This is a genomic window from Hippea maritima DSM 10411 (genome assembly GCF_000194135.1).
GTDB lineage: Bacteria > Campylobacterota_A > Desulfurellia > Desulfurellales > Hippeaceae > Hippea > Hippea maritima.
This window is the reverse complement of sequence record NC_015318.1, coordinates 1,549,865-1,575,672: the sequence shown is the minus strand read 5'-3', so window position 1 is coordinate 1,575,672 and position 25,808 is coordinate 1,549,865. Positions and strand designations below refer to the sequence as shown.

General features: G+C 38.9%; 29 protein-coding genes, 5 pseudogenes and 1 riboswitch. Of the genes and pseudogenes, 21 read left to right on the top strand and 13 right to left on the bottom strand.

The features are described 5' to 3' along the window. Window positions 1–10: 10 nt before the first annotated feature. Genes cobA through HIPMA_RS08285 form a run of 6 tightly spaced genes read right to left on the bottom strand, consistent with a single transcriptional unit; the run spans window position 11 to window position 5,435 of the window. On the bottom strand, window positions 11–727 hold the full coding sequence (gene cobA / locus HIPMA_RS08310) for a uroporphyrinogen-III C-methyltransferase (RefSeq protein ID WP_013682584.1): 717 nt from the start codon (window positions 725–727) through the stop codon (window positions 11–13). Then, entirely contained in the window at window positions 717–1,499 is a 783-nt protein-coding gene (locus HIPMA_RS08305) for an ABC transporter substrate-binding protein (RefSeq protein WP_169309475.1), read from the bottom strand. The genes cobA and HIPMA_RS08305 overlap by 11 nt, the downstream gene beginning before the upstream one ends. Beyond that, window positions 1,456–2,187, bottom strand: coding sequence for an ABC transporter ATP-binding protein (locus HIPMA_RS08300; protein WP_013682582.1), 732 nt, complete (start codon window positions 2,185–2,187; stop codon window positions 1,456–1,458). The genes HIPMA_RS08305 and HIPMA_RS08300 overlap by 44 nt, the downstream gene beginning before the upstream one ends. Then, on the bottom strand, window positions 2,180–3,145 hold the full coding sequence (locus HIPMA_RS08295; RefSeq protein WP_013682581.1) for a FecCD family ABC transporter permease: 966 nt from the start codon (window positions 3,143–3,145) through the stop codon (window positions 2,180–2,182). Before HIPMA_RS08295 ends, HIPMA_RS08300 begins: the two co-directional genes overlap by 8 nt. After that, complete coding sequence (locus HIPMA_RS08290; protein WP_013682580.1) at window positions 3,142–4,116, bottom strand: sirohydrochlorin cobaltochelatase; 975 nt, start codon at window positions 4,114–4,116, stop codon at window positions 3,142–3,144. Before HIPMA_RS08290 ends, HIPMA_RS08295 begins: the two co-directional genes overlap by 4 nt. Further along, complete coding sequence (locus HIPMA_RS08285; protein WP_013682579.1) at window positions 4,113–5,435, bottom strand: cobyrinic acid a,c-diamide synthase CobB; 1,323 nt, start codon at window positions 5,433–5,435, stop codon at window positions 4,113–4,115. The genes HIPMA_RS08290 and HIPMA_RS08285 overlap by 4 nt, the downstream gene beginning before the upstream one ends. A 54-nt stretch (window positions 5,436–5,489) precedes the next feature. Next, window positions 5,490–5,657, bottom strand: a riboswitch (cobalamin riboswitch). A gap of 45 nt (window positions 5,658–5,702) precedes the next feature. On the opposite strand from HIPMA_RS08285, the gene cbiD reads away from it, so the two are divergent. From cbiD to HIPMA_RS08245, 9 genes and pseudogenes are all read left to right on the top strand, one after another. Further along, window positions 5,703–6,680: a cobalt-precorrin-5B (C(1))-methyltransferase CbiD gene (cbiD, locus tag HIPMA_RS08280; protein WP_013682578.1), complete on the top strand. Its 978-nt coding sequence runs from the start codon at window positions 5,703–5,705 to the stop codon at window positions 6,678–6,680. Continuing rightward, window positions 6,667–7,278 carry a precorrin-6y C5,15-methyltransferase (decarboxylating) subunit CbiE gene (gene cbiE, locus HIPMA_RS08275; RefSeq protein WP_013682577.1) on the top strand — a complete coding sequence of 204 codons (612 nt, stop codon included), beginning with the start codon at window positions 6,667–6,669 and terminating at the stop codon, window positions 7,276–7,278. Before cbiD ends, cbiE begins: the two co-directional genes overlap by 14 nt. Further along, window positions 7,278–8,027, top strand: coding sequence for a precorrin-4 C(11)-methyltransferase (gene cobM, locus HIPMA_RS08270; protein WP_013682576.1), 750 nt, complete (start codon window positions 7,278–7,280; stop codon window positions 8,025–8,027). The genes cbiE and cobM overlap by 1 nt, the downstream gene beginning before the upstream one ends. Next, window positions 7,996–8,793, top strand: coding sequence for a cobalamin biosynthesis protein (locus HIPMA_RS08265; protein WP_218915350.1), 798 nt, complete (start codon window positions 7,996–7,998; stop codon window positions 8,791–8,793). Before cobM ends, HIPMA_RS08265 begins: the two co-directional genes overlap by 32 nt. After that, the gene (gene cobJ, locus HIPMA_RS08260) at window positions 8,783–9,508 is read left to right on the top strand and encodes a precorrin-3B C(17)-methyltransferase (protein WP_013682574.1); all 726 of its coding nucleotides are present in this window, start codon (window positions 8,783–8,785) and stop codon (window positions 9,506–9,508) included. Before HIPMA_RS08265 ends, cobJ begins: the two co-directional genes overlap by 11 nt. 6 nt (window positions 9,509–9,514) lie before the next feature. Further along, window positions 9,515–9,643 (top strand): annotated as a pseudogene (locus HIPMA_RS09920) (hypothetical protein); the annotation flags it as partial. 18 nt (window positions 9,644–9,661) lie between these two features. Further along, window positions 9,662–9,895: pseudogene (locus HIPMA_RS09915) on the top strand (IS1634 family transposase); the annotation flags it as partial. Window positions 9,896–9,938: 43 nt separating this feature from the next. Further along, window positions 9,939–10,217: a hypothetical protein gene (locus tag HIPMA_RS08250; protein ID WP_013682573.1), complete on the top strand. Its 279-nt coding sequence runs from the start codon at window positions 9,939–9,941 to the stop codon at window positions 10,215–10,217. Between the two features lie 334 nt (window positions 10,218–10,551). Continuing rightward, window positions 10,552–10,983: pseudogene (locus HIPMA_RS08245) on the top strand (DUF4277 domain-containing protein); the annotation flags it as partial. A gap of 45 nt (window positions 10,984–11,028) precedes the next feature. Here HIPMA_RS08245 and istB read toward each other — a convergent pair. From istB to HIPMA_RS09270, 3 genes are read right to left on the bottom strand one after another with little or no spacing between them, the layout of a single operon-like run. Next, the gene (istB, locus tag HIPMA_RS08240) at window positions 11,029–11,811 is read right to left on the bottom strand and encodes an IS21-like element helper ATPase IstB (protein ID WP_013681411.1); all 783 of its coding nucleotides are present in this window, start codon (window positions 11,809–11,811) and stop codon (window positions 11,029–11,031) included. A gap of 1 nt (window position 11,812) precedes the next feature. Continuing rightward, the gene (locus HIPMA_RS08235) at window positions 11,813–12,937 is read right to left on the bottom strand and encodes a Mu transposase domain-containing protein (protein WP_052297343.1); all 1,125 of its coding nucleotides are present in this window, start codon (window positions 12,935–12,937) and stop codon (window positions 11,813–11,815) included. Continuing rightward, window positions 12,921–13,292, bottom strand: coding sequence for a helix-turn-helix domain-containing protein (locus tag HIPMA_RS09270; RefSeq protein ID WP_052297342.1), 372 nt, complete (start codon window positions 13,290–13,292; stop codon window positions 12,921–12,923). The genes HIPMA_RS08235 and HIPMA_RS09270 overlap by 17 nt, the downstream gene beginning before the upstream one ends. 188 nt (window positions 13,293–13,480) lie before the next feature. Here HIPMA_RS09270 and HIPMA_RS08230 point away from each other — a divergent pair, with 188 nt between their 5' ends. Next, entirely contained in the window at window positions 13,481–14,698 is a 1,218-nt protein-coding gene (locus tag HIPMA_RS08230) for an IS256 family transposase (protein WP_013681092.1), read from the top strand. Between the two features lie 95 nt (window positions 14,699–14,793). Here the strand turns inward: HIPMA_RS08230 and HIPMA_RS09910 are convergent. Both HIPMA_RS09910 and HIPMA_RS08220 read right to left on the bottom strand, forming a co-directional pair. Next, a pseudogene (locus tag HIPMA_RS09910) lies at window positions 14,794–15,024 on the bottom strand (helix-turn-helix domain-containing protein); the annotation flags it as partial. After that, window positions 15,017–15,253: a hypothetical protein gene (locus HIPMA_RS08220; RefSeq protein ID WP_013681235.1), complete on the bottom strand. Its 237-nt coding sequence runs from the start codon at window positions 15,251–15,253 to the stop codon at window positions 15,017–15,019. The gene HIPMA_RS08220 and the pseudogene HIPMA_RS09910, both read right to left, overlap by 8 nt. Before the next feature lie 128 nt (window positions 15,254–15,381). Here HIPMA_RS08220 and HIPMA_RS08215 point away from each other — a divergent pair, with 128 nt between their 5' ends. The 9 genes and pseudogenes from HIPMA_RS08215 to uvrA all read left to right on the top strand — a co-directional run bounded on the left by HIPMA_RS08215 (window position 15,382) and on the right by uvrA (window position 22,175). Further along, complete coding sequence (locus tag HIPMA_RS08215) at window positions 15,382–15,726, top strand: TraR/DksA family transcriptional regulator (RefSeq protein ID WP_013682570.1); 345 nt, start codon at window positions 15,382–15,384, stop codon at window positions 15,724–15,726. After that, window positions 15,692–15,877 (top strand): annotated as a pseudogene (locus HIPMA_RS09905) (double zinc ribbon domain-containing protein); the annotation flags it as partial. The gene HIPMA_RS08215 and the pseudogene HIPMA_RS09905, both read left to right, overlap by 35 nt. 69 nt (window positions 15,878–15,946) lie before the next feature. Further along, window positions 15,947–16,405 carry a ComF family protein gene (locus HIPMA_RS09265; protein ID WP_148226572.1) on the top strand — a complete coding sequence of 153 codons (459 nt, stop codon included), beginning with the start codon at window positions 15,947–15,949 and terminating at the stop codon, window positions 16,403–16,405. 105 nt (window positions 16,406–16,510) lie between these two features. Next, window positions 16,511–16,849, top strand: coding sequence for a 30S ribosomal protein S6 (rpsF, locus tag HIPMA_RS08205; RefSeq protein WP_013682568.1), 339 nt, complete (start codon window positions 16,511–16,513; stop codon window positions 16,847–16,849). Then, window positions 16,833–17,231 (top strand): single-stranded DNA-binding protein, encoded by a 399-nt coding sequence (locus HIPMA_RS08200; protein WP_013682567.1) that lies wholly within the window; start codon window positions 16,833–16,835, stop codon window positions 17,229–17,231. The genes rpsF and HIPMA_RS08200 overlap by 17 nt, the downstream gene beginning before the upstream one ends. A 22-nt stretch (window positions 17,232–17,253) precedes the next feature. Next, complete coding sequence (gene rpsR / locus HIPMA_RS08195; protein ID WP_013682566.1) at window positions 17,254–17,514, top strand: 30S ribosomal protein S18; 261 nt, start codon at window positions 17,254–17,256, stop codon at window positions 17,512–17,514. Between the two features lie 15 nt (window positions 17,515–17,529). Further along, a complete protein-coding gene (gene rplI / locus HIPMA_RS08190) occupies window positions 17,530–17,982 on the top strand; it encodes a 50S ribosomal protein L9 (protein ID WP_013682565.1) in 453 nt (150 codons plus the stop codon). Beyond that, on the top strand, window positions 17,972–19,372 hold the full coding sequence (dnaB, locus tag HIPMA_RS08185; RefSeq protein ID WP_013682564.1) for a replicative DNA helicase: 1,401 nt from the start codon (window positions 17,972–17,974) through the stop codon (window positions 19,370–19,372). Before rplI ends, dnaB begins: the two co-directional genes overlap by 11 nt. A 1-nt stretch (window position 19,373) precedes the next feature. Then, window positions 19,374–22,175 carry an excinuclease ABC subunit UvrA gene (gene uvrA, locus HIPMA_RS08180; protein WP_013682563.1) on the top strand — a complete coding sequence of 934 codons (2,802 nt, stop codon included), beginning with the start codon at window positions 19,374–19,376 and terminating at the stop codon, window positions 22,173–22,175. Here the strand turns inward: uvrA and HIPMA_RS08175 are convergent. Beyond that, window positions 22,164–22,583 carry a Fur family transcriptional regulator gene (locus HIPMA_RS08175; protein WP_013682562.1) on the bottom strand — a complete coding sequence of 140 codons (420 nt, stop codon included), beginning with the start codon at window positions 22,581–22,583 and terminating at the stop codon, window positions 22,164–22,166. The genes uvrA and HIPMA_RS08175 overlap by 12 nt on opposite strands. A gap of 252 nt (window positions 22,584–22,835) precedes the next feature. Between HIPMA_RS08175 and HIPMA_RS08170 the strand changes: the two genes are divergently transcribed. Beyond that, complete coding sequence (locus tag HIPMA_RS08170; protein WP_013682561.1) at window positions 22,836–23,924, top strand: branched-chain amino acid aminotransferase; 1,089 nt, start codon at window positions 22,836–22,838, stop codon at window positions 23,922–23,924. Beyond that, a complete protein-coding gene (locus HIPMA_RS08165; protein WP_041324060.1) occupies window positions 23,921–24,676 on the top strand; it encodes a menaquinone biosynthetic enzyme MqnA/MqnD family protein in 756 nt (251 codons plus the stop codon). The genes HIPMA_RS08170 and HIPMA_RS08165 overlap by 4 nt, the downstream gene beginning before the upstream one ends. On the opposite strand, the gene HIPMA_RS08160 is transcribed toward HIPMA_RS08165, so the two are convergent. Next, complete coding sequence (locus HIPMA_RS08160) at window positions 24,669–25,784, bottom strand: MlaD family protein (RefSeq protein WP_041324058.1); 1,116 nt, start codon at window positions 25,782–25,784, stop codon at window positions 24,669–24,671. The two genes, HIPMA_RS08165 and HIPMA_RS08160, sit on opposite strands and share 8 nt — an antisense overlap. Window positions 25,785–25,808 lie beyond the last annotated feature (24 nt).

Sequence of the window (25,808 nt, the reverse complement as noted above, 5' to 3'; positions counted from 1 at the left end):
CAACCAGCCCCTAATCTTTTAAACTATACTTCAAAACATCGCCGATAACAACAATAGCCGGCGGTTTAAGGTTTATACCTTCCGTTTTTAGCTCTTTTAGATAGAAAAACTCCACCCTCTCATCATCAAAACCGAGATTCATGCCCACAGCCACAGGCGTTTTCGGATCCATACCTTTATCCATTAATAGTTGTGATATCAGAGGAAGGTTCTTTATACCCATATAGATCACAAGTGTCATATTCAGCCTTACTATTGCATCCCAATCGTATTCCTCCTCTATTTTATTATCTTTTGTGTGGCCTGTGATGAAGATAACGCCGTTGGAAACCCCTCTAACGGTAAGGGATGTTTTGAGCCTCTCACACAAAAGTGAGGCTGATGTAATGCCCGCTATCCAGCAAACTTCTGCATTTAGCTGCTTGGCAACGGCTATCTCTTCCGTCGCTCTGGAAAAAAACGCTGCATCCCCACCTTTTAGTCTCACAACCCTCAAACCCTTTTTCAGATACATCTTTATCATATCGTTGATGGACTCTTGCGTTGGATGTTTCTTGTATGGCTGCTTGCCAACAAACACCTTCTTTGCCCTAACGCCATCCAAAATATTGGCATCTATCAGTCTATCATAAAGAATCACATCGCAATCGTTTAGGGCATCACTGAGTTGCTTGGTGATTTTGTTCTTATCGGGAGGACAGGAGGCTATGATCAGTTTAGCGGACATGTTCACTCCATTTTCTAAAGATCCTGTATAGATAAACGGCGCTATCAAATGAGACGGTGTTTGACCTTAAAAACTTGCTTTCATCCACCTTTACAACCATCATATTGAGCTTTTTAAGTAAAATCCTTTTGTTTGGGGGTGTTGGATTTTTATTCATAGGCCCAACCTCATACAGGTAAATATCCGGCTTTTTCAAGAACACAACCTCTGGAGATGTCCTTACAAAATACCTGTTCTTGTCAATTATGTTTATACCCCCTGCTGTTTTTATGATATCACCAACAATGGATCTATTTCCTGCTAAGATATACGGCATCTGCATAACCTCAAACACCACACGGGGTTTTCTTTTTAATATCCCGATAAATTTGAGCTTGGACTTTAAGCTATCTATAAGCCTTTCAGCCTGCTGTTTTTTGCCAAACAAAACCCCTATTCTTTCAACCTGGGTTAATATACCGCCAAGCGTCTGCGGATTGTAATAGTAAAACCTAACATGGCTGAACATAGACTCATCTATCTCGTTTTTCTTTTTTAACACAATCAAGTCGGGATTTAGGGCTTTTATTATCTCGATATTGGGTCTTAAGTGGCTGCCCACCTTTTTTGCTTTATCAAAACCCTTAACATGCCTTGTTATGCCAACAACCCTATCCTTTAAATCCAGTTTTATAAATATGTCTGCTGCGTCCGGTGCGAGTATCACAACCCTGTCAAAGCAAAATCCATCAAGCGAAAACAAACCGATCAGAACAAGACTTAAAATCCACACCAAAGGCCTCATGTAATACCTCCGTATTTAAATCAAGCGGCTTCCCAAGAAATATTATAGAACCGTTTTTTAAAATAATAATCCTATCAAAAAAAGCTACAGCCAAATTAACATCGTGTATCGATGCGATTATAGTCTTTTTTGTTAGGCTCATCCTGTTTAAAATGGACAGTGAGTGTTTTATATCGAGGTTTGCAAACGGCTCATCAAAGATACTCAATGCGGCATCCTGATTAACCGTTCTTGCTATCATTACCCTTCTTTTCTGGCCGCCGGATAACTCAAAATAACCAACATCCTTAATATCTAACAATCCAAACTCCTCAAGCACCTCAAGCGTCTTTTTTTTATCCTGTTCTGTGAAATAACCGCTGCTGTGGGGATATCTGCCAAGCAAAACAAGTTCATAAACGGTTTGGGAGAAAAGCACATCGGTAAACTGGGGAAGAAAGGATACCATCCTGGCTTTGGTTTTTTTCTTAAGTTGTTCAATATCAGACCCATCTATGAGAACATTCCCACTGTAATCCTTTAGATTGCCCGATATCACCTCAAGCAGCGTGGTCTTTCCACTGCCATTTTCGCCCAAGACAGCTATCTTTTCAGTGTTTTCTATAACCAATCTATCAACGGAAAGCTCAAATCTATTTCTTTTTAGTTTTAGATTAAACACCTCAAGTTTAGCCATACCACATACCCTTTTTATTTTTAAGTAAAAGGTAAAAAAAGAAAATACCGCCAATAAAAGAGGTCAAAATACCAACGGGCAATTCCTCAGAGGATGGTGCAATACAGCGGGAAAGTAAGTCAGATACCAGCAAGAAAGCCCCACCAAACAGAGAAGAACCGATCATAACTACCTTAGAGTCATAACCTGCGACTGCCCTGACTATATGCGGTGTAATCAAACCCACAAACGCTATTATACCGGAAAAGCTAACGCCCACAGCCACTAAAGCTGCAGACAATCCAAAGCCTATCATTCTAACAATCCTGACATCCAACCCTAAAGAGGTTGCGCTTTTTAGGTCAAATGAAAGCAGATTCATCTCCAAAGATGACCTCAAAAACACAACAAACACAACAGCAAACACAACAAAAAGCAGGAAAGCCTTAAAAAAACTTACGCTAAAAAACCCGCCCATAAGCCAAAAAACTATACCGCCTATACTTTCCTGATAAACATACTTTAAAAAACCGATCAAGGCGGTGGATATTATGTTTAAAACAATACCAGCTAAAATCAGCGTCGTATAATCCAGTGAATCTTTAGACAAAGCCAAAACCAATGCTATGCCAAAAACGCCAAACACAACAGCAAACAGGGGGATAAAAGCAGAACTTACACCCAAACACAGGGCAAAAACAGCCCCCACAGCCGAGGCAGAGGATACACCGGCTGTAAACCCATCAGCCAACGGGTTCCTCAAAATAATTTGCAAGACAGCCCCGCTCAATCCCAGTGAAGCGCCCACAAGATAGGCCTCCAGTGAGCGGGGCAGCCTATAGCCTAAAATGATACTAACATCCGTCGCACTCATATTAAACGGGTTTACCAAAAAAGAGCCAAACAGTAAACCAGCAACAAAGCAAACAGCACTCAGAAGAATTAAAATAACATAAAGATAGATCGGTTTTAGTTTCATCTTAGCTGTATTCCGTTATCCTGTGCAACATCCTTTATGTGCTGAATGTATATGTTTACCCATCTGTTGTTTTCACCAAGACCGTGAATATCGCAGATCACATCAACACCAGTTCTCTCAAACGTAGATTTCCACGAATCTTTATCCTTACCGCACATATCGTTATTGGCATGATCACCTGCAACCACCATCAAAGGCTTAAGCACAACCTTTTTTACACCCGCTTTTTTAGCAGCCTCAAGCGTATCCTCCAAAGATGGAAAACCCTCAACCGTTCCAATAAAAATCCTATCCGTCTTATAAACCCTTCTTAGCTCCTTTTGGAATTCAGCATACACACCTGTAGAGTAAAATTCGTTTCCATGCCCCATATAGACCAAAGCTGCATCCTTTTTCTTTGCAAACTCAACATCATCAGCCAACGCTTTAGCTGCTATTTTTATATCCTCATGATAGTCATACTTCCACACATTCCTACCCAAAGCCGGCCTTCCAACAACGAGCTTTTTAAACGGCATATACTTCTTCTTCATCGTTTTGATCGCATTTAAACCGGCAACATACGAGCAAAGATCGTGAAACTCCTCACCGTCATAGATATGGGTTGGCTGAACGATGATCGTTTTATAACCTGCATCCTGCAGATCCGCTATCGTGGCAAGTGGCCCTTTAACATTTAGAAATTCTTTAGCCTGAGGATACCTCTCAAGGAATTTCTTATCATGTTTTCTTTTATGCCATATGTGTCTGATAATGTTGGATGTAAAGGCAAATACGACCTTTTCATGCGGAAAAGCCTTCTTCACCTGTTTTTCTATATTCAGAATATCAACAAAACCGGTTGGATAGGTCGTTCCAAAATCCGCTAGAACTATGGCCACCCTGTTTGAATCCAGCTGTTTTGCATAACCAAAACCCGAAAAAGACAAAACCAACAAAACGGTTAGCACAATGCCCAGGAGTCTTTTCATAAAGCACCTCCAAAAAGAAAATCTATTAAATCCCTGTTCTTAGAGGAAAAGTAAAAATGCGTATAGCTTGATATAGTCCTATTTTTAACAAAGCCGTCAAGATACTCACTTTTGGTTGTAAGTTTTTTTATTTTAAATGCGTAAGGCTCATTAACCGATCTTAGGCGGGAATAGTGAAACTCATGTCCAATACCGCTAAACCTCAAGCCCAAGCCCTCAACAGACACATAGCCCAAAGCCTCTCTCTTTTTTGTCATCTCACACGCAGCATCAAAAACACCGCAAAAATCAAAAAATCTGCCGTCTTTAGCTATACCCTTTGTCAGATAAATCATACCGCCGCACTCTGCAAGCATGGGTTTATCTGAGTTTACATACTCAACAATGCTATTGATCGTATTCTTTGAGCTTGAAAGCCTATCGGCATACAGCTCAGGATAACCCCCGCCAAGATATACAAAATCCGCACCATCAACGGCTTCATCCTTCATTGGTGAAAAGAAGCACACCTCATAACCCAACTTAGCCAAATAATCCAGATTGTGCTGATAATAAAAACTAAAGGCCTCATCAAACGCAACAAAGGCCTTTTTATTTTTTGGCTGTTCTTTGGTTTTATAAATTACAGCAGTGTCGCTTTGATAATTTGAGACATCAATGATTCTATCGATATCAACAGACAATCCAACACGCTTGGCTAAATCATCATAAAAATCATCATCAACCTCTAAGGCTGTATAAACACCTAAATGGCGTGAGGGCAAACTGGGAAGCTCACCCTTTTTCAAAGCCCCAACCACCTGTATGCCTGTGTGATATTCAATGGAGGATTTAACCATGCTTTCATGCAGAGGGGATGCAACATTATTTAAAATCACACCGCCCACCTTTGCATTCTTTGATAACCCAACAATGCCCTTAACAATAGATGCAACAGAATACGAACTGCCGGATACATCCAAAACTAAGAAGACGGGCAAATTCAAAATGGAGGCTACCTCATAGCTGCTGCCTTTAAATGTTGCATAGTCGATACCATCAAAATACCCCATAACACCTTCAACAACGCCAACATCCACATTATTCATTGCCAAAGAGAATGTGGTTTTAAGCTCTTGCGGTGTTTCAAAGATCGTATCCAAATTGTATGCTGGACTGCCCGATACTCTGGTCAGATGAAGCGTGTCGATATAGTCTGGGCCGCATTTAAATCCAGCCACAGACAGATTATGCTTCTTTAAAAAAGAAAGTATGCCTAATGTTATGGTGGTCTTTCCGCTATTAGACCTATCGGCTGCTATGAGAAACGATTTCTTCACAACACCAAAGGTGAGGGCTTTAACTCAATACACATAAAAAACCTCCCAATTCCCGGGGAATATTCAGGTTTGCAAGGTCTTCTGGCTTAGGGGCAAACTCCTACTCACCCGCCTTCCCACCCAAAAGGGCAGTGGCATGTTGGGTTTTCGTTCCCCTTAACAGCTGCGGGTACAGCGCCGGATTTTCACCGGACTTCCCTACGCAAACCAACTTAACTTATTCCAAAAACTTTGATTTTTGTCAAGCAATTGTTAAACTTGTAAATCATGAGAAAGGGTTTTACCACAGGAACTGCCGCAGCTGCAGCAACCAAAGCTGCAATCATATACAAAAAAACAGGCAAACTGCCGGAGTATGTCTTTGTAAACCTTCCAAATAAGAAAAGCTTAAAAATACCTGTTTTTTTAGAAGACGGTCTTGTGGGTGTAAAAAAGGATGCGGGGGATGATCCGGATATCACAAACAACATAAAAATTTTCTCAAAGATCACCATAGAAGAGGGGAAAAAAGATATAATTATCGATGGTGGTGAGGGTGTTGGCCTTGTTGTAAAAAAGGGGTTGCAGGTGGATGTAGGCAGGAAAGCCATAAACCCGGTACCGCAAAAGATGATAAAAGAAAACGCTATCCCTCTTATAGGTGATAACGAAAGGATTCTTGTTGAGATTATAGTCCCTGACGGCAAAAGGATAGCAAAAAAGACATTTAACGAAAGACTGGGTATAATTGATGGGATATCCATCTTAGGCACGACCGGTATAGTTGAGCCTATGAGCGTTAAGGCTTTGATCGCATCTATTGAGTGTGAGATCGATGTTTTAGTTGCGAACAACGAAGATTATTTCTTCTTGGTTCCGGGCAGGATAGGCGAAAGGCATCTGAAAAGCTTAACAGATGCACCCTGCGTTCAGGTTAGCAATTACTTTGATGGGGCTTTTAATTACTTAAAGCAAAAGGGCATTCGCAAATTCGGTATAGCAGGGCATCCGGGCAAGATCGCAAAGCTGGCTATGGGTTATTACAACACACACTCAAGGTTTTCTCCCCAGGCGATCGATTTTGTAAAAACCATAGAGGGAATAGAGCAAAATGTAAATACCGTTGAGGAGATATGCCAGCTAAAGGGCTATCTTGGCCTAAACAAAACAGCTTCTTTGGTTAAAGAAAGGGTTAAAAACGATTTTGGCTTTGAGGTTGATGTTATACTGTTTGATATGAAGGGGAAGCTTGTTGGAAGGGCATAAATTCATCTATGTCATATCTGTGGGTTGTGGATCTAAAGAATACCTTACCATCAAAGCGGAAAAAACAGTAAAGAATATGGACATACTTATAGGACATAGCCGTTTTGGTAATCTATTTGATGTTCCATTTATAGGGCTTAAAAACCTATCGACAGACCTGGATGAAGTTATAAAAAGATACTGGGGTAAAAAAATAGGCATTCTTGTATCCGGTGATGCAGGCTTCTTCTCTCTGGCCAAAACTGTGTATAAAAGATACAAGCCATACATTAAAGAGGTGATACCAGGTATATCATCCTTTCAGCTCTTATTTGCAAAGCTAAAGAGAGGCTATGAGGATGTTGAGTTCCTATCGGCACACTCAAAAAGTTCACTTAAAACAGATAACCTGCCAAATAAAAGCTTTATCCTGTTGTGCGGAAAAAACGGATTGCCAGAAACAATAAAAGCATCAGAGGTGTTCAAAAACTTCGATATATTTGCAGGCTGCAATCTATCTTTAAAAGACGAAGGCATTTTTAAGATAGAAACAGAGGAGGATCTGGATAAATTAAAACAGTGCAAACTGTGTATTTTGTTTTTTGAAAGGAAGGCATAATGGGTAAGGTGTATTTTATTGGCGCAGGTCCTGGGGATCCTGAATTGTTGACCGTAAAAGGGCTAAAGCTTTTAAAAAAGTGCGGAGTTGTGATATATGCAGGGAGTCTGATAAACAAAGAGTTCCTATCGTTTACCACCGCAAAAGAGCTTTATGATTCATCCAAGCTAAACCTAAACCAAATAATATCGATAATGGAGCAGGCAATAAATAGGGGATTGGATGTTGCACGACTGCACAGCGGTGACCCATCGGTGTATGGTGCAATTGCCGAACAGATCAACGAGCTAAAGAAAAGAAGCATAGAGTATGAGGTTATACCGGGAATTAGTGCTGCCTTCGCAGCAGCAGCCAGTTTAGGCGTTGAATTAACCGCGCCTCAGATCTCACAAACCATCCTGATAAGCAGGGTTGAGGGAAGAACCCCGATGCCAGAAGGAGAAGATCTATCAAGAATAGCAAAATGCCCGGGAACTGTATGTCTTTACCTGTCCGTAAACAGGATAGAGGAGATATCAAAGGCGTTTTTAAAGCATAGAAAGCCCGACACAGCTGTGGCTGTATGCTATAAGGTGTCGTGGGACGATGAGATGGTTGTAAAGGGGACGCTTGCCGATATATCTAAAAAGGTAAAGCAAAAAGGCATAAACAGGCAAGCTGTTGTAATTATTGGCGAGGCTTTGAAAGAAAATATTCAGGCATACTCAAAGTTATACGATGAGAAGTTTTCACATGGATTCAGGGACTAACACGGCGTTTGTCATCATCAGACAGGAGGGGTTAAAGATAGCAAAACCCCTAAAGGATGCCTTAGGCGGTATTATTTATGCAAGGGAAGGGATAAAAGACAACGGCGTTGTTGAATTTAGCAAGCTAAAAGAATTATTTAGAACTCTTTTTTCCTCCAAAAAAAATATAATTGCCATAATGGCCACAGGCATAGCCGTTAGGATGATCTCAGGTCTGCCAAAGAGCAAATACCGCGATCCAGCCGTGGTGGTTGTAGATGAAGGGGGCAGATTTGCCATAAGCCTGTTGTCAGGGCATGAGGGTGGCGCTAACAGATTAAGCCTCAAGATAAGCTCTGTCATAGGCTGTCAACCTGTAATTACAACAGCCACAGAATCACTGAAACGGTATGTTGTGGGCATAGGCTTTAGAAAACACACAACAAAGGAGCAGCTAAAAGAGGCAATACTAAAGGCTTTGGATATAGCAGGTATCATGTTAAACGATGTGAGACTTATATCCACATGCTGGCATAAGGCAAACAGCAAAAGCCTATTGGATGCCTCTTTGGAATTGGGATTGCAGGTGAGGTTTTTGCCTAAATTCCTATACGAGAATGAGCTATACAGGTTTGAGAGATCCTTGGCAGAGAAATACATAGGCATAAAGAATGTGGCCGAGGCATCTGCACTTATAGCATCGTTCAATCCAACACTTATACTGAAAAAGACGGTGTTTGATGGTGTAACCATCGCTATAGCAAGGGAGGGGATGTTTGGCTTATAAACTGTTTGTTGTTGGCATAGGACCCGGGGATTTGGAGCTGTTAACTATAAAGGCAAAAAGGGCTATAGAGGAGTCCTATGCTATCTGTGGTTATTCAACATACATACAACAGATTGAGGGGTTGATAAAAGACAAAACCGTATTCTCAAACGGTATGGGCGGAGAGATAGAAAGGGTAAAAAAAGCTATAGCATTTGCCGAGACTGGTAATACAACCTCCATCATTAGCGGGGGTGATTCATCCCTTTACGGTATGGCTTCGGTTGTTATTCAGCTTGCACCTGATTGGATCGATATTGAGATTATACCGGGCATAACAGCCGCATTGGCCGTATCTGCAAGGATAGGTGCTCCCATAAGTGATGATCTGGCTATTATTTCGATGTCGGATCTTCTAACGCCGTGGGAGGTTATACAAAAAAGGATCGAGGCGGTAAATGTGGGCGATTTTGTGTGTGCTATTTATAACCCCAAAAGCAGAAAGAGGGATTGGCAGCTAAAGTATGCATTGGATAGCTTTTTTAAACAAAGGGGCGATCTGTGGTGCGCCTCCGTAAAAAACTGCTGCAAAGAAAAAGAGCTGATTAAGATAGACCGCATATCAAATTTCGACTATAATTTCGTGGATATGGCAACAACGGTAATAGTGGGCAACACCAAAACACAGTTTAAAAACGGCAATTTAATCACCCCTCGCGGATACAAAGTAGTATGACAAAAAATACCAAACTACTTAATCCAATTTATATATCCCTCATTCTGCACCCAAACTCCTCTCTTCTTCAAAGATAAACCATTAAAGAGGTTGTTTGGAAGGGATGTTGATTTCTCATGGTTCAATGATGATGCACTTGGCAGAAAACAAGCTATAATGAGGGAGCTTAAAAATCAAAACAAATCCTTTCCCAATCAACTTGGCAAACCCATTCAGAATCCCACTGCAAGATGGGTGTTTGAGAACTTCTTTGCTATACATCTACTCTTACTTAATGGGCAAGAGTAGATTGTTGGGTTGGAAAACAAGCATAGGCTGATATTGGAACTATTGGGTAGTAATTATATGGGGTTTTATGGTATAAATGGAGAAAGAGGTGTAAAATGAGGGTTAATTAAAGGCAAAGGTTATTTTCTGGAGTTCAAGATTTATGCTTGAATTACAACATGAAGATTTTGCTTACAATATAAAAAGTAACTTTTCAAAAGAGGAGTTAGATTTTATAGCGAAAAAAGCTGCTATCGTATATAGTGTATGTATTTGTTTATTCCTAAAAGATGATATTTTCATAGAAGTAGTAGGAGATTCCGATGATTTACAAATATACTATCACAAAGGCGAAGAGGAAAAATACATCTCAAAAAAAGAATTTATGGATTTAATTAATTATAAAGAACCAGCGGAGCTCAGGGTTATAGAGGTTGATTAAAAAGGATAAAACAGAAATAGTTATAAATAGAAGCAATGTTCTTAAAATATGTTAATTAGTCATTTCTATCACTAAAAAATTTCTTAACAGAGCTGTATTTATTGAGCTTAACACTCTATATGGTTACATGCCTAAACTAAGAGGAAATAGCAAACAAAATCCACACCTTTTCGGGAGCTTTAAGTAGTTTTGAAAGCAAAACCCCCCTTTCCGCACCCAAACCTCTATTTTATTTGACCAAACCCAAATGCACAGAGTAAAAGAATGAAAAGGGTCTTAGAATAAACGGAACAGAAAATGCTTACATCTCCCTCTAAAAAGAGGGGGTATTTAAATGTTACAACAAAAAGCAGTTATCAAGAACATGGATCACTTAGGACTAATAGCTGGTATGATAGACGAACTAAAGATAGCAGAAACCATAGATGATGAAATACCATCATCAAGCAAATCAAAGAACCTAAGCTATGGCGAAGCAACAAAGGCAATGATCCTTAACGGTCTTGGTTATGTCAACAAGCAACTCTACCTAACTCCTCTCTTCTTCAAAGACAAACCACTAAAGAGATTATTCGGAAGGGATGTTGACTTCTCTTGGTTCAACGATGATGCACTTGGTAGAACATTAGATAAGCTCTTTGAATACGGCGTAAGTGAACTGTATGAAAAGATAGCAAGCAGGGCACTCAAAATACTGAACCTTACACCCTCTACCATACACTTAGACAGCACAAGCTTTCATCTTGACGGTGTTAAAGTCAACCAAATTTCCCCACCTTTGGGTCATTTAAATTCCCCACCCCTTGGATTGTTAATTTAAACTGTTTTGATTATCTTTTGCCTCCTTTAGGTGTTTAATTCTATAGCTCTCACCTGTTATCTTGAATATATGGCAGTGATGGACAAGTCTATCAACTATGGCAGAGGCCAAAACGGCATCTGAAAATATATTAGCCCACTCCTCAAATGGTCTATTAGTGGTGATTATAATTGAACCCTTTTCATATCTTCTCCTTATCACCTCAAAGAACTCATCCACATAGTTGGATGGGATCTTTTTAAAGCCTACTTCATCTATTATCAGAAGGTCAGATGATAGAATCTGGTTCAGTATTGAGGTGTAGGTTCCATCTCCCCTTGCAGATATGAGCTTTAGGATTAAATCGTTGGTATGGATGAACAAGACCTTATATCCCTGTTTTAGGGCCTCTAATCCTATCGCATTTGCAAGGTGGGTTTTACCAACTCCAGGATTGCCCATGAATATGATGTTTTTCTTCTCCTCTATGAACCTGCAGGATGCAATGTCTAAGAGTTCTTTCTTGTTTAGCTTTGGTTGGTATGTGAAATCATAGCTATCTAAAGTCTTTGTTGTGTCAAGCTTTGATTTTGTAAGTCTTTTTCTAAATGAGTTGCTCTGCCTGTTTATGTATTCATCCTCTAATAGGAGTTTTAAGAAGTCTATGTATGTCAGATTATTATCAATGGCATACCTGTTCCTTGCCTCAAGTGTCTTTGCAATGCCAGAGAGTTTAAACTCCTTTAGTCTTCTTTCTATGTTTTTCATATCTTTTACATTTTCCACCCCTTTCATTTCACTCACCACTCATAATGTCTGTTTTCATATCTGCTTTTATATCTGTCATTTCATCGTAAGCTCTTAGTGGGTTATAAAAACCTAAGGCTATGGGTGAGTCTGGTTTGTCGTAGGGAATGTTGTAGAGCTCATTCTTCAGTATGCTTTTTAAAGAGGAATAGCTTATGCAGTTGAAATCAATTGCCCTTTTGAATGCAAGCTCCATTGTCTCTTTGGGGTATCCCTTTGAAAGAGACATTACACCTCTCATTACCCTGTGATATGAGGCAGGTTTCTCTTTTCTTAGCCTTTTATAGAACAGGTAGGCGCTTTCACCTATATCAAGCGTCATGGTGGTGTATTCTGAATCTGTGGGATTTTTCTTCATCTTGGGTTTATGGCTTTCCTTTGTTATGAACTCACCCTTTAATTGAGAAAGCTCATGTGTGGCTATTAAGTTGAACGATGAATCATAGATCTCCATTATATTTCCATTTGACCTAATATTGAGCTTTTCTGATATGTATTTTTCAGGCACAGAGTAGTAGTTGTACCTGTAATAGATGTGGGAGTAGGTGTTTACAGTTCTTTTTGCAATATCGTAGGTCTCATATCTTCTATCTGGCAATCTGTTGAGTTTTTCCTTTTCTACATTGAGAAACTCATCCTTCGGTATTTTTCTTGTTGTGCCGTGTAGCTTTGCATTACAGATGTTGTCCTGCCAGAATAAAAGCTTCTCTTTGACTGTGTCTATGTCTTCTATTCCTTCCGCTCTTATGCTTTTTAGAAAGTTGTTCTTTATGTATTTTATGCTGGATTCTACCTTGCCCTTCTCATTTGGTTTTCTCACCCTACAGGCAACAGCAGAGGAGTTGTAATACTCAAGCATCCTTGCATATTCATGCTGAATTTCAGGCTCATAGAAGTTAACATGCAATACACCGCTTTTTAGGTTGTCTATCTTTATAGCCTTTGGTGCACCAGAGAAATATTCAAATGCATTGATATGGCAGTTTATGAATGTCGGTATACTTTGGTTATCCACAAGCTCATAGTATCTGTACCTCGAATAGGACAAAACCATTGAGAATATCCAGTACTTTACTTTCTTTTTTCTTCTGCTATTATTAGAAATAACCGGCATAGCCGAAATCTACTTGGGCTTCTTGGCCAGGTGGGCTTATTAAGGGGATGAAGGGCTCACCTGGCTTTAGCTTCCTGATGTAGCGTTTCACAGAGCTATAGCTTACATTTAGACTATGCTTTTCTTTTAACTTCTGGTGGATTAAAACAGCGGAGAGACCACTTTTTAAATACTCAATGATTTCATCCTTGTATGGATCAAGGATGCTTTTCCTTTTGATGGTGGGTGTCTTAATCTCTCCGTTTTCTACCTTTTTCTTAATCTTTCTGACTGTTTTCCTGTCAATCTTTAGCTCTCTTGCAATCTGTGAGACATTTTTCCCAATACTCAGTAGTGCTTTTACCGAGTAATACATACAAACCCCCAACAATTTTATTTACCCTCCATCTTTTAAAAAGATTAGGGCATGCTACCAAAAGGGTGGGGAATTGGGACTTAAAATATTTTTGTGTCTCCCCCACAAACCTACTAAAATGGAGTGGGGTTTAATGAACTGTTCTAATGAACTCTGAAATTAGGCTAAGTATGGAGGAGCTTTAAGAGATGAACAGAAAGATGCTTAAGGAGATAATCTCAAACATGGATATGGATGTAGTAAAGGAGTTGGATGAATACGGAAAGAATAAACTGGCCACCCTAATGGAAGGACTACTTATTGAGATAATGGGTAAGGAAAGATACGAGTACTTACTTGAGAACCCAGAAGACAAAGGCAATGGAACCTACAAAAGGAGCCTAAACACAGGCCTTGGTAAACTGAATTTGGATGTCCCAAGAACAAGGAGCGGAAACTTCCGCTCTCATCTTCTCCCTCCCAAATATCAAAGGTATGATGAAAGCTTTGAGGATTTAATCTTCTCCTTCCTAATCAATGGAGACTCAAAACAGGAAATCGTGCACAAGATGAAATTGAGAGGACTGGATTTTAGTGAAAAAGCATACGATGAGATATTTGAATACATAAAGACACAGATGCTTGAATTTAAATCCAAAGAACTTCAGGAAAACTACTATTTTCTATACATAGACGCCTATCACTGTATGGTAAAGGATGAAAAGGATAAAAGGGTAAAGAGAGCTGTCGTTTACACTGTTGTAGGGATAGACACAAATGCTCAAAAAACACTCCTTGGATATTACTCATTCTTTGGTAGTGAGAACAGATCCACCTGGATGGAAGTATTCCAGGATTTAATCAACAGGGGAATGAAAAGGGTCTTAATGTTCATCTGTGATGATTTCAACGGAATCTCAGAGGCAATAAGAGCCTTCTTTCCTTACTCGGATATTCAGAAATGCACAGTTCATGCATCAAGAAACGTATACAAGCATATGAAAAAGGAGGATGCCTCATATGTGAACAAAAAGCTCAAGGAGATTAAATACTCCTGTGATACCTTTGAAAAAGGGATAGAGATTTTCAAAACAGAGATAATTGACAGATTCAAAGACCAATACAAGACCTACACCAAATATTTAGACTCAAGAAAAGAAGAACTCCTTGCCTTCTTAAAGTACCCTGAGGTAATAAGAAAGTACATCAATTCAACAAACACTGTTGAATCTGTACATTCATCCTTTGAAAAACAAAGGCTAAAGAAAGGAGGGTTCTTCCAGTCCATGGATATCCTAAATGTTGCCCTTTTCATTGCAACAGATAAATTACACAAAACCTGGAATGTTAATCCTCTGATTAAGGCTAAAAGATATGAACTGAATCAGATGTTTGTTGCTAAGTTTGGGAAGGGAGTTGAAGAGTGAGGAGGGATTTGGTATGATGAGAGAGACACAAAAATTAGGGGATGTCTCGGGGAATTTATAAGCCCTTTTGGTGGGGAGTTTATTGTAGCTTTAACATCAACAATGAGTTTTTCAAGAGAACAGTCTATCTTTTTTCTTATGTTCTTTGGTCTTCTTGATAAGTCATTTAGTTCTCCATCCCTTGCCCTTCTCACTGTAGCCCTTGATATGCCAAGTATTCTTGCTGTTTTTGAGACATTGCCGTTGTTTTTCTCTAAAACCTTTCTGACCAAAATTCTTGCACTTGCAGGGTTTGATTTTCTCAAAGTGTGGTATATACTATCCATGATGCAGCCTCCATCCCTTTAGGAGTTTTATGGGTCTTCCTATTATATTCAAATCCAGTGATTTGAATATGCAAAAGAGGATGTGGGCTGCATCAGCCCTTGAGAAAGAGAAAGATTTAACGGGCAGAAAACCTACTTTCAGGTTTTCTGCCCCTACTATCTTTCTTATTCTCTTCACTTCCATGTTGGTGCCTCCACTCTCTTTTCTATCATTCTCATTCTCAGACATAGATATTACCTCTATTTGCTTTAGGTGGTAAGTATGTTTGGACCTATCTGGTAGCATTGGGCAAAAAGAACTTGACAAATTAATCAAAATATTGTTCATTCTCCTTAGTTTTTTAGTGGAGGAAAAATATGGATGTAGCAACAAAAGAGGAATTGAAAGACAGATTATTGAGCTTGAAGAAAGAAATAAGTGCAAGAATTAAAGAAAATTTAGAAAGGGTAAATACTATTCAGCTAAGTGGAGATGAAGGAGATTTCTCCTCTGCTGTATATTCACGTCAGGTTATATATGATTTAATAGAAAAGGATAGGAAACATCTTATAGAGATAGAAGAGTCCTTGTATGATATAGAAAAGGGTACCTACGGCATATGTAAAAGGTGTGGTAAGGAAATAGAAATAGAAAGAATGAAAGCAAAACCTACAGCTAAGTATTGCATTGCATGTAGGAAACTTATCGAAGCTGGCAAGTAATTTTCTACAGCTTGTATTTGCTCCAAGATGCCTTGTGTGTGGGGCGAAGACCCCCGATTTAATTTGTAATAAGTGTATAGATAGCCTTAACTGTAGCTTCAATAGGTGTAAGATCTGTTCGCGTCCTTTGGCTTCCTCTGAAGCTGTTTGTCCTGTGTGCTTGTCCGAAAAGCGATTTTTTGTTAAAGGTTTTTCCCTTTTTAACTATAAAGATGAAAAGGTGGCCAAGATTATAGAGCTTATAAAATTCAAGGGACATTATCGACTTGTTGATTTTTTATACTATTTTAAGGACAACATTATTCAAAGCGGCATATTTGAAAATGTGGATTGCCTTGTGGCTGTTCCTATGCATAAAAAGGACATTGCAGAAAGGGGTTTTAATCAGAGTGTTTTTATAGCAAAAGTTTTATCAAACATAACTCAAATAAAGGTGGATTACTCATTAATTGAAAAGGTAAAGCGTACAAAACACCAGGTGGGACTTTCAGCTAAAGAAAGAAAAAGCAATCTTAAAGGCGCATTCAGATTGACAAAAAAATCGCCCTATCACAAGGTAGTTGTAGTTGATGATGTTTTTACTACCGGTTCAACAATAAATGAAATAGCAAAATTATTTCTTTCCCATAGAATAAAGAGTAATTTCTTTTGTGTATCTTCAACGCCTCATCTGTATTAACCATAAAAAGATATTGATTTTTACACGTTTTTGTATATCATAACAAGGCTATATCCTTGCTTTCTGCTTGATGCAGGAGGCCAAAAGTCCAAAAGGAGGTTGTGGATGAGGTATTATGAGTTGCTTTACATCGTTCGACCCACGATGGGGGAGGACGAACTAAAGGCCTTTATTGAAGGCGTTGCTGAGAGAATTAAGGCCGAAGGTGGAGAGATTCTAAAAAACGAGGTTTGGCAGAAGAGAAGCTTGGCCTATCCAATTAAGAAATTCAAACAGGGATATTACATCTTGGTGCACTACAAATCAGAGGCCGATACACCGAAGAGGATTGAAGAATTTTTGAGGCTCAAAGAGGATGTTTTAAGGTTTATCACTACCTATATGCTAAAAAAAGATATAAAGGTTTACGAGAATAAGAAGGAAGAAGATGGCAAATCTGAATAAAGTGATGCTTATAGGTAATCTCACCAGAGACCCAGAGCTCAGATACACACCGGCTGGTTTAGGTGTTGCAAGTTTTGGTATAGCGGTCAATACGCCTGTAGGCAAAGATGAGCAAGGCAATAGGAAGACAGAAACACTCTTTGTTGATGTCGTGGCTTTTGGTAGGCAGGCAGAAACAATAGCCGAATACCTTAAAAAAGGATCGCTGGTTTATATCGAAGGAAGATTGCGCTACAGAAGCTGGGAAGATGCAAATGGAAATAGAAGGTCAAAACACGAGATAGTTCTTAATAATTTTCAATTTTTGTCCTTTAAAGATAAAACAGAAGCCGCTCAAGATGTGGTTGATGTACCTGCTGAGGATGAAGATATACCATTTTAATGTGTAGTGGAGGTTTTTGAAGATGGTGGATAATAAAAGAAAGAAGAGATTTTTTAGATACCCAAAGAAGAAGGTTTGTCATTTCTGTACAAATAAAATAGAGGAAATCGATTATAAAGATATCGACTTGCTCTCAAGGTATGTTACAGAGCGTTATAAAATCGTTGGTAGAAAAACTACAGCAACATGCGCAAGACATCAAAGGATGTTAACTAAGGCTATTAAAAGGGCAAGGGTTATGGCTCTGATGCCGTTTACTATCAGCAGAAAACTCAAAGGCTAAAAGGGGGATTCAATAATGAAGGTGGTACTCCTTGAAGATGTAGATAAATTAGGTTATGCAGGCGATATAAAAACCGTAAAAGACGGCTATGCGAAAAACTATCTTATTCCAAAGGGTTTTGCTTTGGCAGCAACTAAAAGCAACTTAAAGCTTGTCGAAGAAAAAAGAAAGGCTATTCTTAGAAGGATAGAGAAAAGGATTGAGCAAGCAAATAAGGTTAAAGAGGCCTTAGACGGTCTTGAGATAGAGATCAAAGCAAGAGCTGGAGAGAAAGGAAAACTCTTTGGATCTGTTACGGCAAATGAAATATATGAGCAACTTAAAGATAAAGCAGAGTTTGATAAAAAGAGCATAAGACTACCCAAAGATGGCATAAAGGAAATAGGTAAGCATGAGGTTGAGGTGGCCATTTACAGAGATGTAAAGGCTACTGTTAAGGTTAATGTTGTTCCGCTAAATGAAGAGTAATAATGCCGTAAGAGCCTACCCTCAATCTATAGAGGCTGAGAGGGCACTGTTGTGCTCTCTCTTTCTGGATAATTCAAAATTTGCCGATGTTATAGAAATAATAAACGAAAATGACTTCTTTGATGAAAAGAATGCTTCTATTTTTAAGGTTTTGAAAGAACTCTATGCAAATGGAATTCCCTTTGATTTTATTACGGTTTCAAATGTATTAAAGGAAAAGGATTTGCTTGATAAGATAGGGCCAGCCTATATAACAAGCATAACAGAGTTTCTGCCAGCTCCTGCGAATACCGAATATTACGCCAATATAATAAAAAAGAAATCCGTTTTAAGACAGCTTATATCAATGTCCACAGAGATTGCAACAATGTGCTATGAGGAGCCTGAGGATGTTGAGGATGTATTGAATATAGCAGAAAAAAGGTTGTTTGAAGTTGTAAGCAATCGCTCAACCAAGTACAAGTCCAGCGAAGAAGCATCAGAGGATATGCTTGAATATCTCTCCAGGCTTAAGGAAAGAAAGAGTATTATAACGGGTATCCCAAGCGGTTTTATAGATTTAGATAAGATGACAAATGGCTTTCAAGAGGGTGATTTAATAATAGTAGCAGGGCGTCCAGGAATGGGCAAGACATCTTTTGCTTTAAGCATTGCACTTAATGCTGCTTTAGATTACAAAAAGAGCGTGGGCGTTTTTTCACTCGAGATGTCTGTTAGACAACTTCTTTTGAGAATGATCTCTTCTCTATCTGGTGTTGATATGGGAAAACTTAGGACAGGATTTTTTGAAGGAAATGAATGGGATAGAGTGGTCAAAACATTGGATAAACTAAGATATACTAAGATTTATATGGATGACTCCTCCCTTTTAAGCTCGATAGATATTCGCACGAAAGCTAGAAAAATGAAGATGGAAAAAAATATAGATTTGCTCATTGTAGACTATCTCCAACTTATAGAGGGTCAAAGTCCTACTGCAAACAGGACACAGCAGATTTCTGAGATTTCAAGGTCGTTGAAGATTTTAGCTAAAGAACTTGAGATACCCGTTATAGCGCTCTCCCAGCTTAATAGGGCTGTTGAGAATAGGGAAGATAAAAGGCCAACGCCAGCAGATTTAAGGGAATCTGGTTCGATTGAGCAGGATGCTGATATAGTTATATTCATTTATAGAGATGAGGTTTACAATAAAAATTCACAAGATAAAGGTAAGGCTGAGATTATCATAGCAAAGCATAGAAATGGGCCTCAAGGCACGGTCAAGCTTCAATTTGAAGGGAGACTTGCTGCCTTTAGAAATCTTAATGATAATGAGGATTATTATGGATCCTCTTCATACAATGAAGAGACAGAGGAAGATTTAGACTTCGAAGAACATCCAGAATTCTAAAATGAAATTTATCAAGATCCGCAAAGCCAAAACTCATAACCTTAAAAGCATAAACGTTGACATACCAAAATCCAAAATAACCGTTATTACAGGGCCATCTGGGAGCGGTAAATCTACATTGGCATTTGATGTTTTATATGCAGAGAGCCAGAGAAGATACCTTGAATCGTTGAGTGCTTATGCAAGACAGTTTTTGGAGAAGATAGAAAGACCCGATGTTGAGAGTATAGAGGGTTTATCTCCAGCTATAAGTATAGACCAGAAAAGCATCTCAGTTAACCCTCGCTCAACGGTTGGTACAATAACGGAAATCTATGATTACATAAGATTGCTATTTGCCCATATTGGTGAGGCTTATTGTTACTCTTGCGGCAGAAAAATTACCAAGCAGGATCCTCAGGCAATAGTGGATAAGATAGCCTCAAAATTAGAAAGAAAGCTTTTGATTCTTGCACCCATTGCAATCAACAAAAAGGGAGCTTTCAAGCATGAATTTGAACAATTTAGGAAGGATGGCTTCGTAAGGGTTTTGGTGGATGGGGAGGAGAGGCTGCTTGAGGAGGATATAGAGCTTGATAAAAATAAAAAACATGATATCTACCTTGTTGTTGATAGAGTAAAGATTAAGGAGAATTCAAAAGGCAGAATAGCAGAAGCCATTGAGCTTGCTTTAAAAGTGGGCAAGGGAGTTGTAACCGTTAAGGATATGGAAACTAATAATACAGAGCTTTTTTCTGAGCATTTCTCTTGTCCATATTGTGGGATAAACTACAAACCAATAACTCCACAGAGTTTCTCATTTAACTCTCCTTTAGGCGCATGCCCTGAGTGCTACGGTCTTGGCATAAAGCATCAGCTTGATTTGGATAAGGTAATGCCAGATAAGTCTCTCTCGGTTAGAGAGGGTGTGATTAAACTATGGAGGAGGCCAAAGTATTACTTTTATCAGAGATTCCTGATTGAGGCTTGTAGGAAGTTTGGTATAGATATTTATTTGCCATTTGAGGAACTACCAAGGCAACATCAGGACATCATACTATTTGGTAACCCTGGCGAAGTTGTAGAATTTGAGGTTACTGCTGGCAAAAAGATTAGAAGAGAATTTAGAGGAGTTATAAATCTTTTGCTTGAGCAGTTCAATCAGACAGATAGCCCAAAGGTAAAAAGCGAGATAACTTCCTTAATGCAAGAGGTTACATGTCCTGCATGCGGTGGCGATAGGCTCAACAAGGAGAGTTTGTCGGTTAAGATTATGGGCAAAAACATAATGGATGTAAGTAAATTGAAGGTTTCAGATGCTTATGAATTTTTCCTTGAGCTTGAAAGACAGCTAAACCCTATGCAACTTGAAATATCGAAACGGGTTTTGACCGAGATAAAGGCAAGGTTGAAATTCTTAATTGATGTTGGCCTGGATTACCTTTCTTTAAATAGGAGTGCATCCACTCTTTCTGGCGGTGAAGCACAACGTATTCGACTTGCCACTCAGGCCGGAAGCAGTTTAAGCGGAATAACCTATGTAATGGATGAGCCTTCGATAGGATTACATCCAAGGGATACGTCGAGGCTTGTAGAAACACTTAAACATTTGAGAGATAATGACAACACAGTTGTAGTGGTTGAGCACGATTCATATATAATTGAGGCTGCCGATTACATTGTGGACATGGGGCCTGCAAGTGGAAGACTCGGCGGTGAGGTTGTTGCTTGTGGTAGTCTAAATGAGATAGAACAAAACGAAAAGTCATTGACAGGCAAATATTTAAGCGGGAAATTAAAGATAGAACCGCCCAAAAACTACAAGAAACCTATCCATTTTTTAAAGATAAAAGGGGCGAATGTGCATAACCTTAAAGGTATTGATGTTGACTTGCCGCTTGGTGTGTTTGTTTGCATTAGTGGGGTCTCAGGCTCAGGTAAAAGCTCTCTTGTTTTTGATTGTTTCCATGAGTATGCTACAAAAGCAAAGATGGGGCTAAAAAGTGATGTTTGTGAGAAAATAGAGGGGCTTGAGCGTATAGATAAAATAATAAAGATAGACCAATCGCCAATAGGTAGAACTCCAAGAAGCAACCCTGCAACCTACACTTCGGTTTTTACCGACATAAGGGAGCTGTTTGCTCAAACAGAAGACGCCAAACTCCAGGGTTTTACAGCTTCAAGATTTAGTTTTAATGTTAAGGGAGGAAGGTGCGAGAAATGTAAAGGTGAGGGTTACATAAGGATAGAAATGCAGTTTTTAGCTGATGTTTACGTTAAATGCGATGTCTGTGGCGGAAAACGCTATAATGAGGCTACACTAAACGTTAAATATAAAGGTAAAAGCATATACGATGTACTTGAAATGACAATAAACCAGGCTTACGAATTTTTTGAGAATATTCCTAAGATAAGAAGAAAGCTTTCAATTTTAAGGGATGTTGGTCTTGGGTATTTGCAACTTGGCCAGCCGGCAACAACACTATCTGGCGGTGAGGCTCAGCGTATAAAAATAGCAAAGAACTTAATCATTCCGCCTATGGGGCATACGCTTTATCTATTAGATGAACCATCTATTGGATTGCATATGGATGATGTAAAAAAGCTTATAGAAGTTCTAAAAAGACTAGTGGATGAGGGTAATAGCGTTGTTGTTATAGAGCACAATATCGATATATTGAAAAGTGCAGACTATATCTTAGACATTGGACCAGATAGTGCTGATAAAGGGGGGAGAGTGGTTGCCTTTGGTACCCCCATTGGAGTTGCAACTAAGTTTGATACTTACACTTCTTACTACTTACGCAAAGCCTTAGGAATTTGATTTACCCTTACATTTACTACATATGCCGTAGCAGTATATATCGCAGTTTGAAACCTCGAAATCCTCAACCTTTTTTAACTGTTCTTTTAAAAAGGTTGTATCTATCTCGATATCTATAACGTCTCCACATACCTTGCATATAAGGTGATGGTGTGGTTTTTGAGCTGCTATCTCATATTTGGGTTTTGCTCCCTTTATAGAAAGTTCTTTTATAACACCTCTATCCCTTAAGGTGTGGATATTTTTATAAACTGTAGCCAATGATACAGATGGAAAACGCTGGCTGATATTTTTATAAATTGTTTCCAAATCAATATGACCTGCTTTGTGAATTTCCTCAAGAATTGCCAGCCTTTGAGGTGTTGCCTTTAAGTCCGTATTGTTTAACAAATCTTTAATGTTATTCATATGTATAACCTCCTTTATTTCACCTTAGATGGGATAATATCACTTTATTGGCGATTGTCAAGTAATATTTTTTATTCTTGACTAATGAAGCCTTTTTGATATAATGAACATGCATTTCAAATTGGCTCACATTTGCCCACCTTCGGGTACCCCTTGGGGTTTTGCCTTCCCATATCCTAAGGGGTACTTTCTTTGTTTTGACTTTTTCGTAATAAATCCTATTATAGTGAAAATTTGTAATGGAGGTGGAGAATGGAAATAGATTATCAATTAAAACCTAAAAGCCAAAGGAGAACAGAGGAGTTTGTTCCGGATAAGCCTTTGCCCTTTGGCGTATTAAGAACAGACCATATGTTTATTATGGACTACAAAGATGGAGAGTGGAAAAACCCAAGGATTGTTCCATACAGCAGCGTGGAAGTTGCGCCTGGGGCTATCGTTTTGCATTACGGACAAGCTATCTTTGAAGGTGCCAAGGCGTTTCAACATGAAGATGGCGAGATATACACATTCAGGATAGACAAAAATGCCAAACGCATGAACCGTTCAGCTGAGATTCTTTGCATACCTAAAATAGATGAGGAAGTTCAGATAGAGGCTGTACATGCCTTGATAGATGTCGACAGGCTTTGGTTCCCAAAGCAGGAGGGAGCATCTCTTTATATAAGGCCTTTTATATTTGCCACACAAGATTCATTGGGTGTTCATCCTTCTGCGACTTATAGGTTTATGATTATATTATCACCCAGCGGACCGTATTATCCTCAGGGATTTACAAAACCTATAAAACTTTTGATAACAAAAAGATTTCACAGAGCAGCCCCTGGAGGTACCGGCTCTGCTAAGGCTGCTGGCAACTATGCTGCAAGCCTTCGGGCTGGGGAATTTGCAAAGAAATTTGGAGCAAGTCAGGTTTTGTATTTAGATGTAAACAATCAATACATAGAAGAAGCAGGGGCTATGAATCACTTTCATGTAACCTCAGACGGTACAGTTGTTATTCCTGAGTTTACCGATACAATCTTGCGCTCTATAACATCAGAGAGTGTTATGGATCTGTCTGGCAGAATAGGTATAAATGTGAAGCAGGAAAGGGTTAGGATAGATGAGTTTGTTGAAGGTGTAAAAAACGGTAATATAATTGAAGCTGGTGGTTTTGGGACAGCCGCGGTTATTTCACCAGTTGGAGAATATGTATTTGAAGATGGCTCCTCTTTAGTTGTAGGAAATAATGAGGTGGGCGAGTATACAAAAAGAATATATGAGTATTATACTGGAATTCAGACAGGTAAGGTTGAGGCTCCGCAAGGGTGGTTGAAAAAAGTCGAAAAAAGGGTATGAAAGTAGCGCTTGTAGAGTTTTTGAATGCCGTACCATTATACTATGCCCTTAAGATGAGAATCATAAAGAATGATTTTGAATTTGTATCAGCTGTGCCGAGCCAATGTGCTCGGCTACTTTTTGAAAAGAGTGTGGATATAAGCAATGTTTCTGTTGTAGAATATGTAAATTCTTCCGATTATGCTATTCTTTCTGATGGCTGTATTGCAACCAATAAACGAGTGAAAAGTGTTGTTATGTTTTTAAATAAACCCATAAATAAGATAAAGCGGGTAAAATTAGATAAAAATTCCAAAACATCTGTGGCTCTTATAAAGGTGCTTTTTAGATTTAAATACAACATTAGTGTAGATTATGTGTACGATGGTGATGCGGATTGTGAACTTGTGATTGGAGATAGGGCATTAGAAAGGCTAAAAAGTGCTCAAGAAGGTGAGGTGTTGGATTTGGCTGTTGAATGGTATAATTTTACTAATCTCCCTTTTGTGTTTGCCGTTTGGATTACCAATAGAATGATTGATGATGAAGTTAAGGAGAAATTCTATCTATCAAAAGATATGGGCAAACGCATGATTAACGATATATGCTCCGAGTTTAGCCACTTGATTGACAAAAAAAGTTGCCGCGACTATCTCACTAAAAACCTTTCATACGATTTAACCGAGGATAAGAAAGAGGCCATAGAAGTGTTTTTTGATTATGCTTATCGCTGTGGAGCTATATCAAACAATCGACCTCTTAGGTTTATTTAGGCGAAATAGATGGTGCCTTCGAGAGAAGATATTTGGCATCGTCGCTTGAGAATTCCAAACCAACGCCGGCAAATGCTGAGCGGGTTTTGGAATTTATGATCTCATCCACACCACCAAACAGGTCGAAGTGTCTTAAAAGCCTGTATGTTAGCTGAAATTTTAAATGTGCCCTTCTATCTCTTTTGTCGTTATTGTGATTAAAGTCAAAGGCATCAACACTTGCCTTTAATTTATCGTTAAACATGTAGTAATCTGCCCCAAATCCAAAGGTAGATTCCATTATTCCACCCCTTAGAATAAAGTCGTAGTAGCGTTTGCCTATCATTGCTATGAGCCTTGCTTTTGTGTCATCGTGGGATGGATGGTCGGTATCTTTGTAGTTTTTCTCAGAGACCACACCTACCCTGTAGAACTTATCTGGCATCGTGTATATATCAGCATAAACGTAGCCTTTGCTGTATGAGTCCCTAAAATTCGCTTCACTTGCTGCGTAGATGTTAAGGGCTATTTGATCCCCTTTTGTTAGGTAGGTTTTTATGCTTTTTAGTGTGTCATTTAGGTTGTTGTATACCTTCTCATCGTTTACTAATTTACCTAAAGTACCTTTGCCTGTATCTATCTTTTTGGTTATGTTCTTTATATAAGCAGATGCGTTATCCACATTGTTGTAAAGCGACTCATCAACCAAAAGTTTACCCAGCGTACCTTTGCCTCTTTTCAAGTTAGAGCTTATAAGATAGACATTCTCAAGCGTGTCGTTGAGTTTGTCCATAGCTTGCTTTGCATTTTCTATAGCTAATCTTACATCTTGTCTGTTTTCTTTTAGAATCTGAGCCAATGTTTCCATTGATGTGTTGAAGTTTTCTATAGCTGATTTTATGGCCTGCCTATTTTCATCTACAAGTTCGTTTAAATGTTGAGAGAGTATTCTTATCTCTTTTAAGGCTTCCCCGACATTTTCCCTGTTTTGTTTGTTAAAAACTTTGTTTATATTTGTAATAAGCGTACCCAAATCTGTAGGCGTTAATGTACTTGCTATATAATCCCCATTTGATAGATATTGGTTTGAGTTTCCAAATTTGATCTCTAGGTATTTCTCACCAAGCAAACTTTTGCTTTTTACTATTGCAAC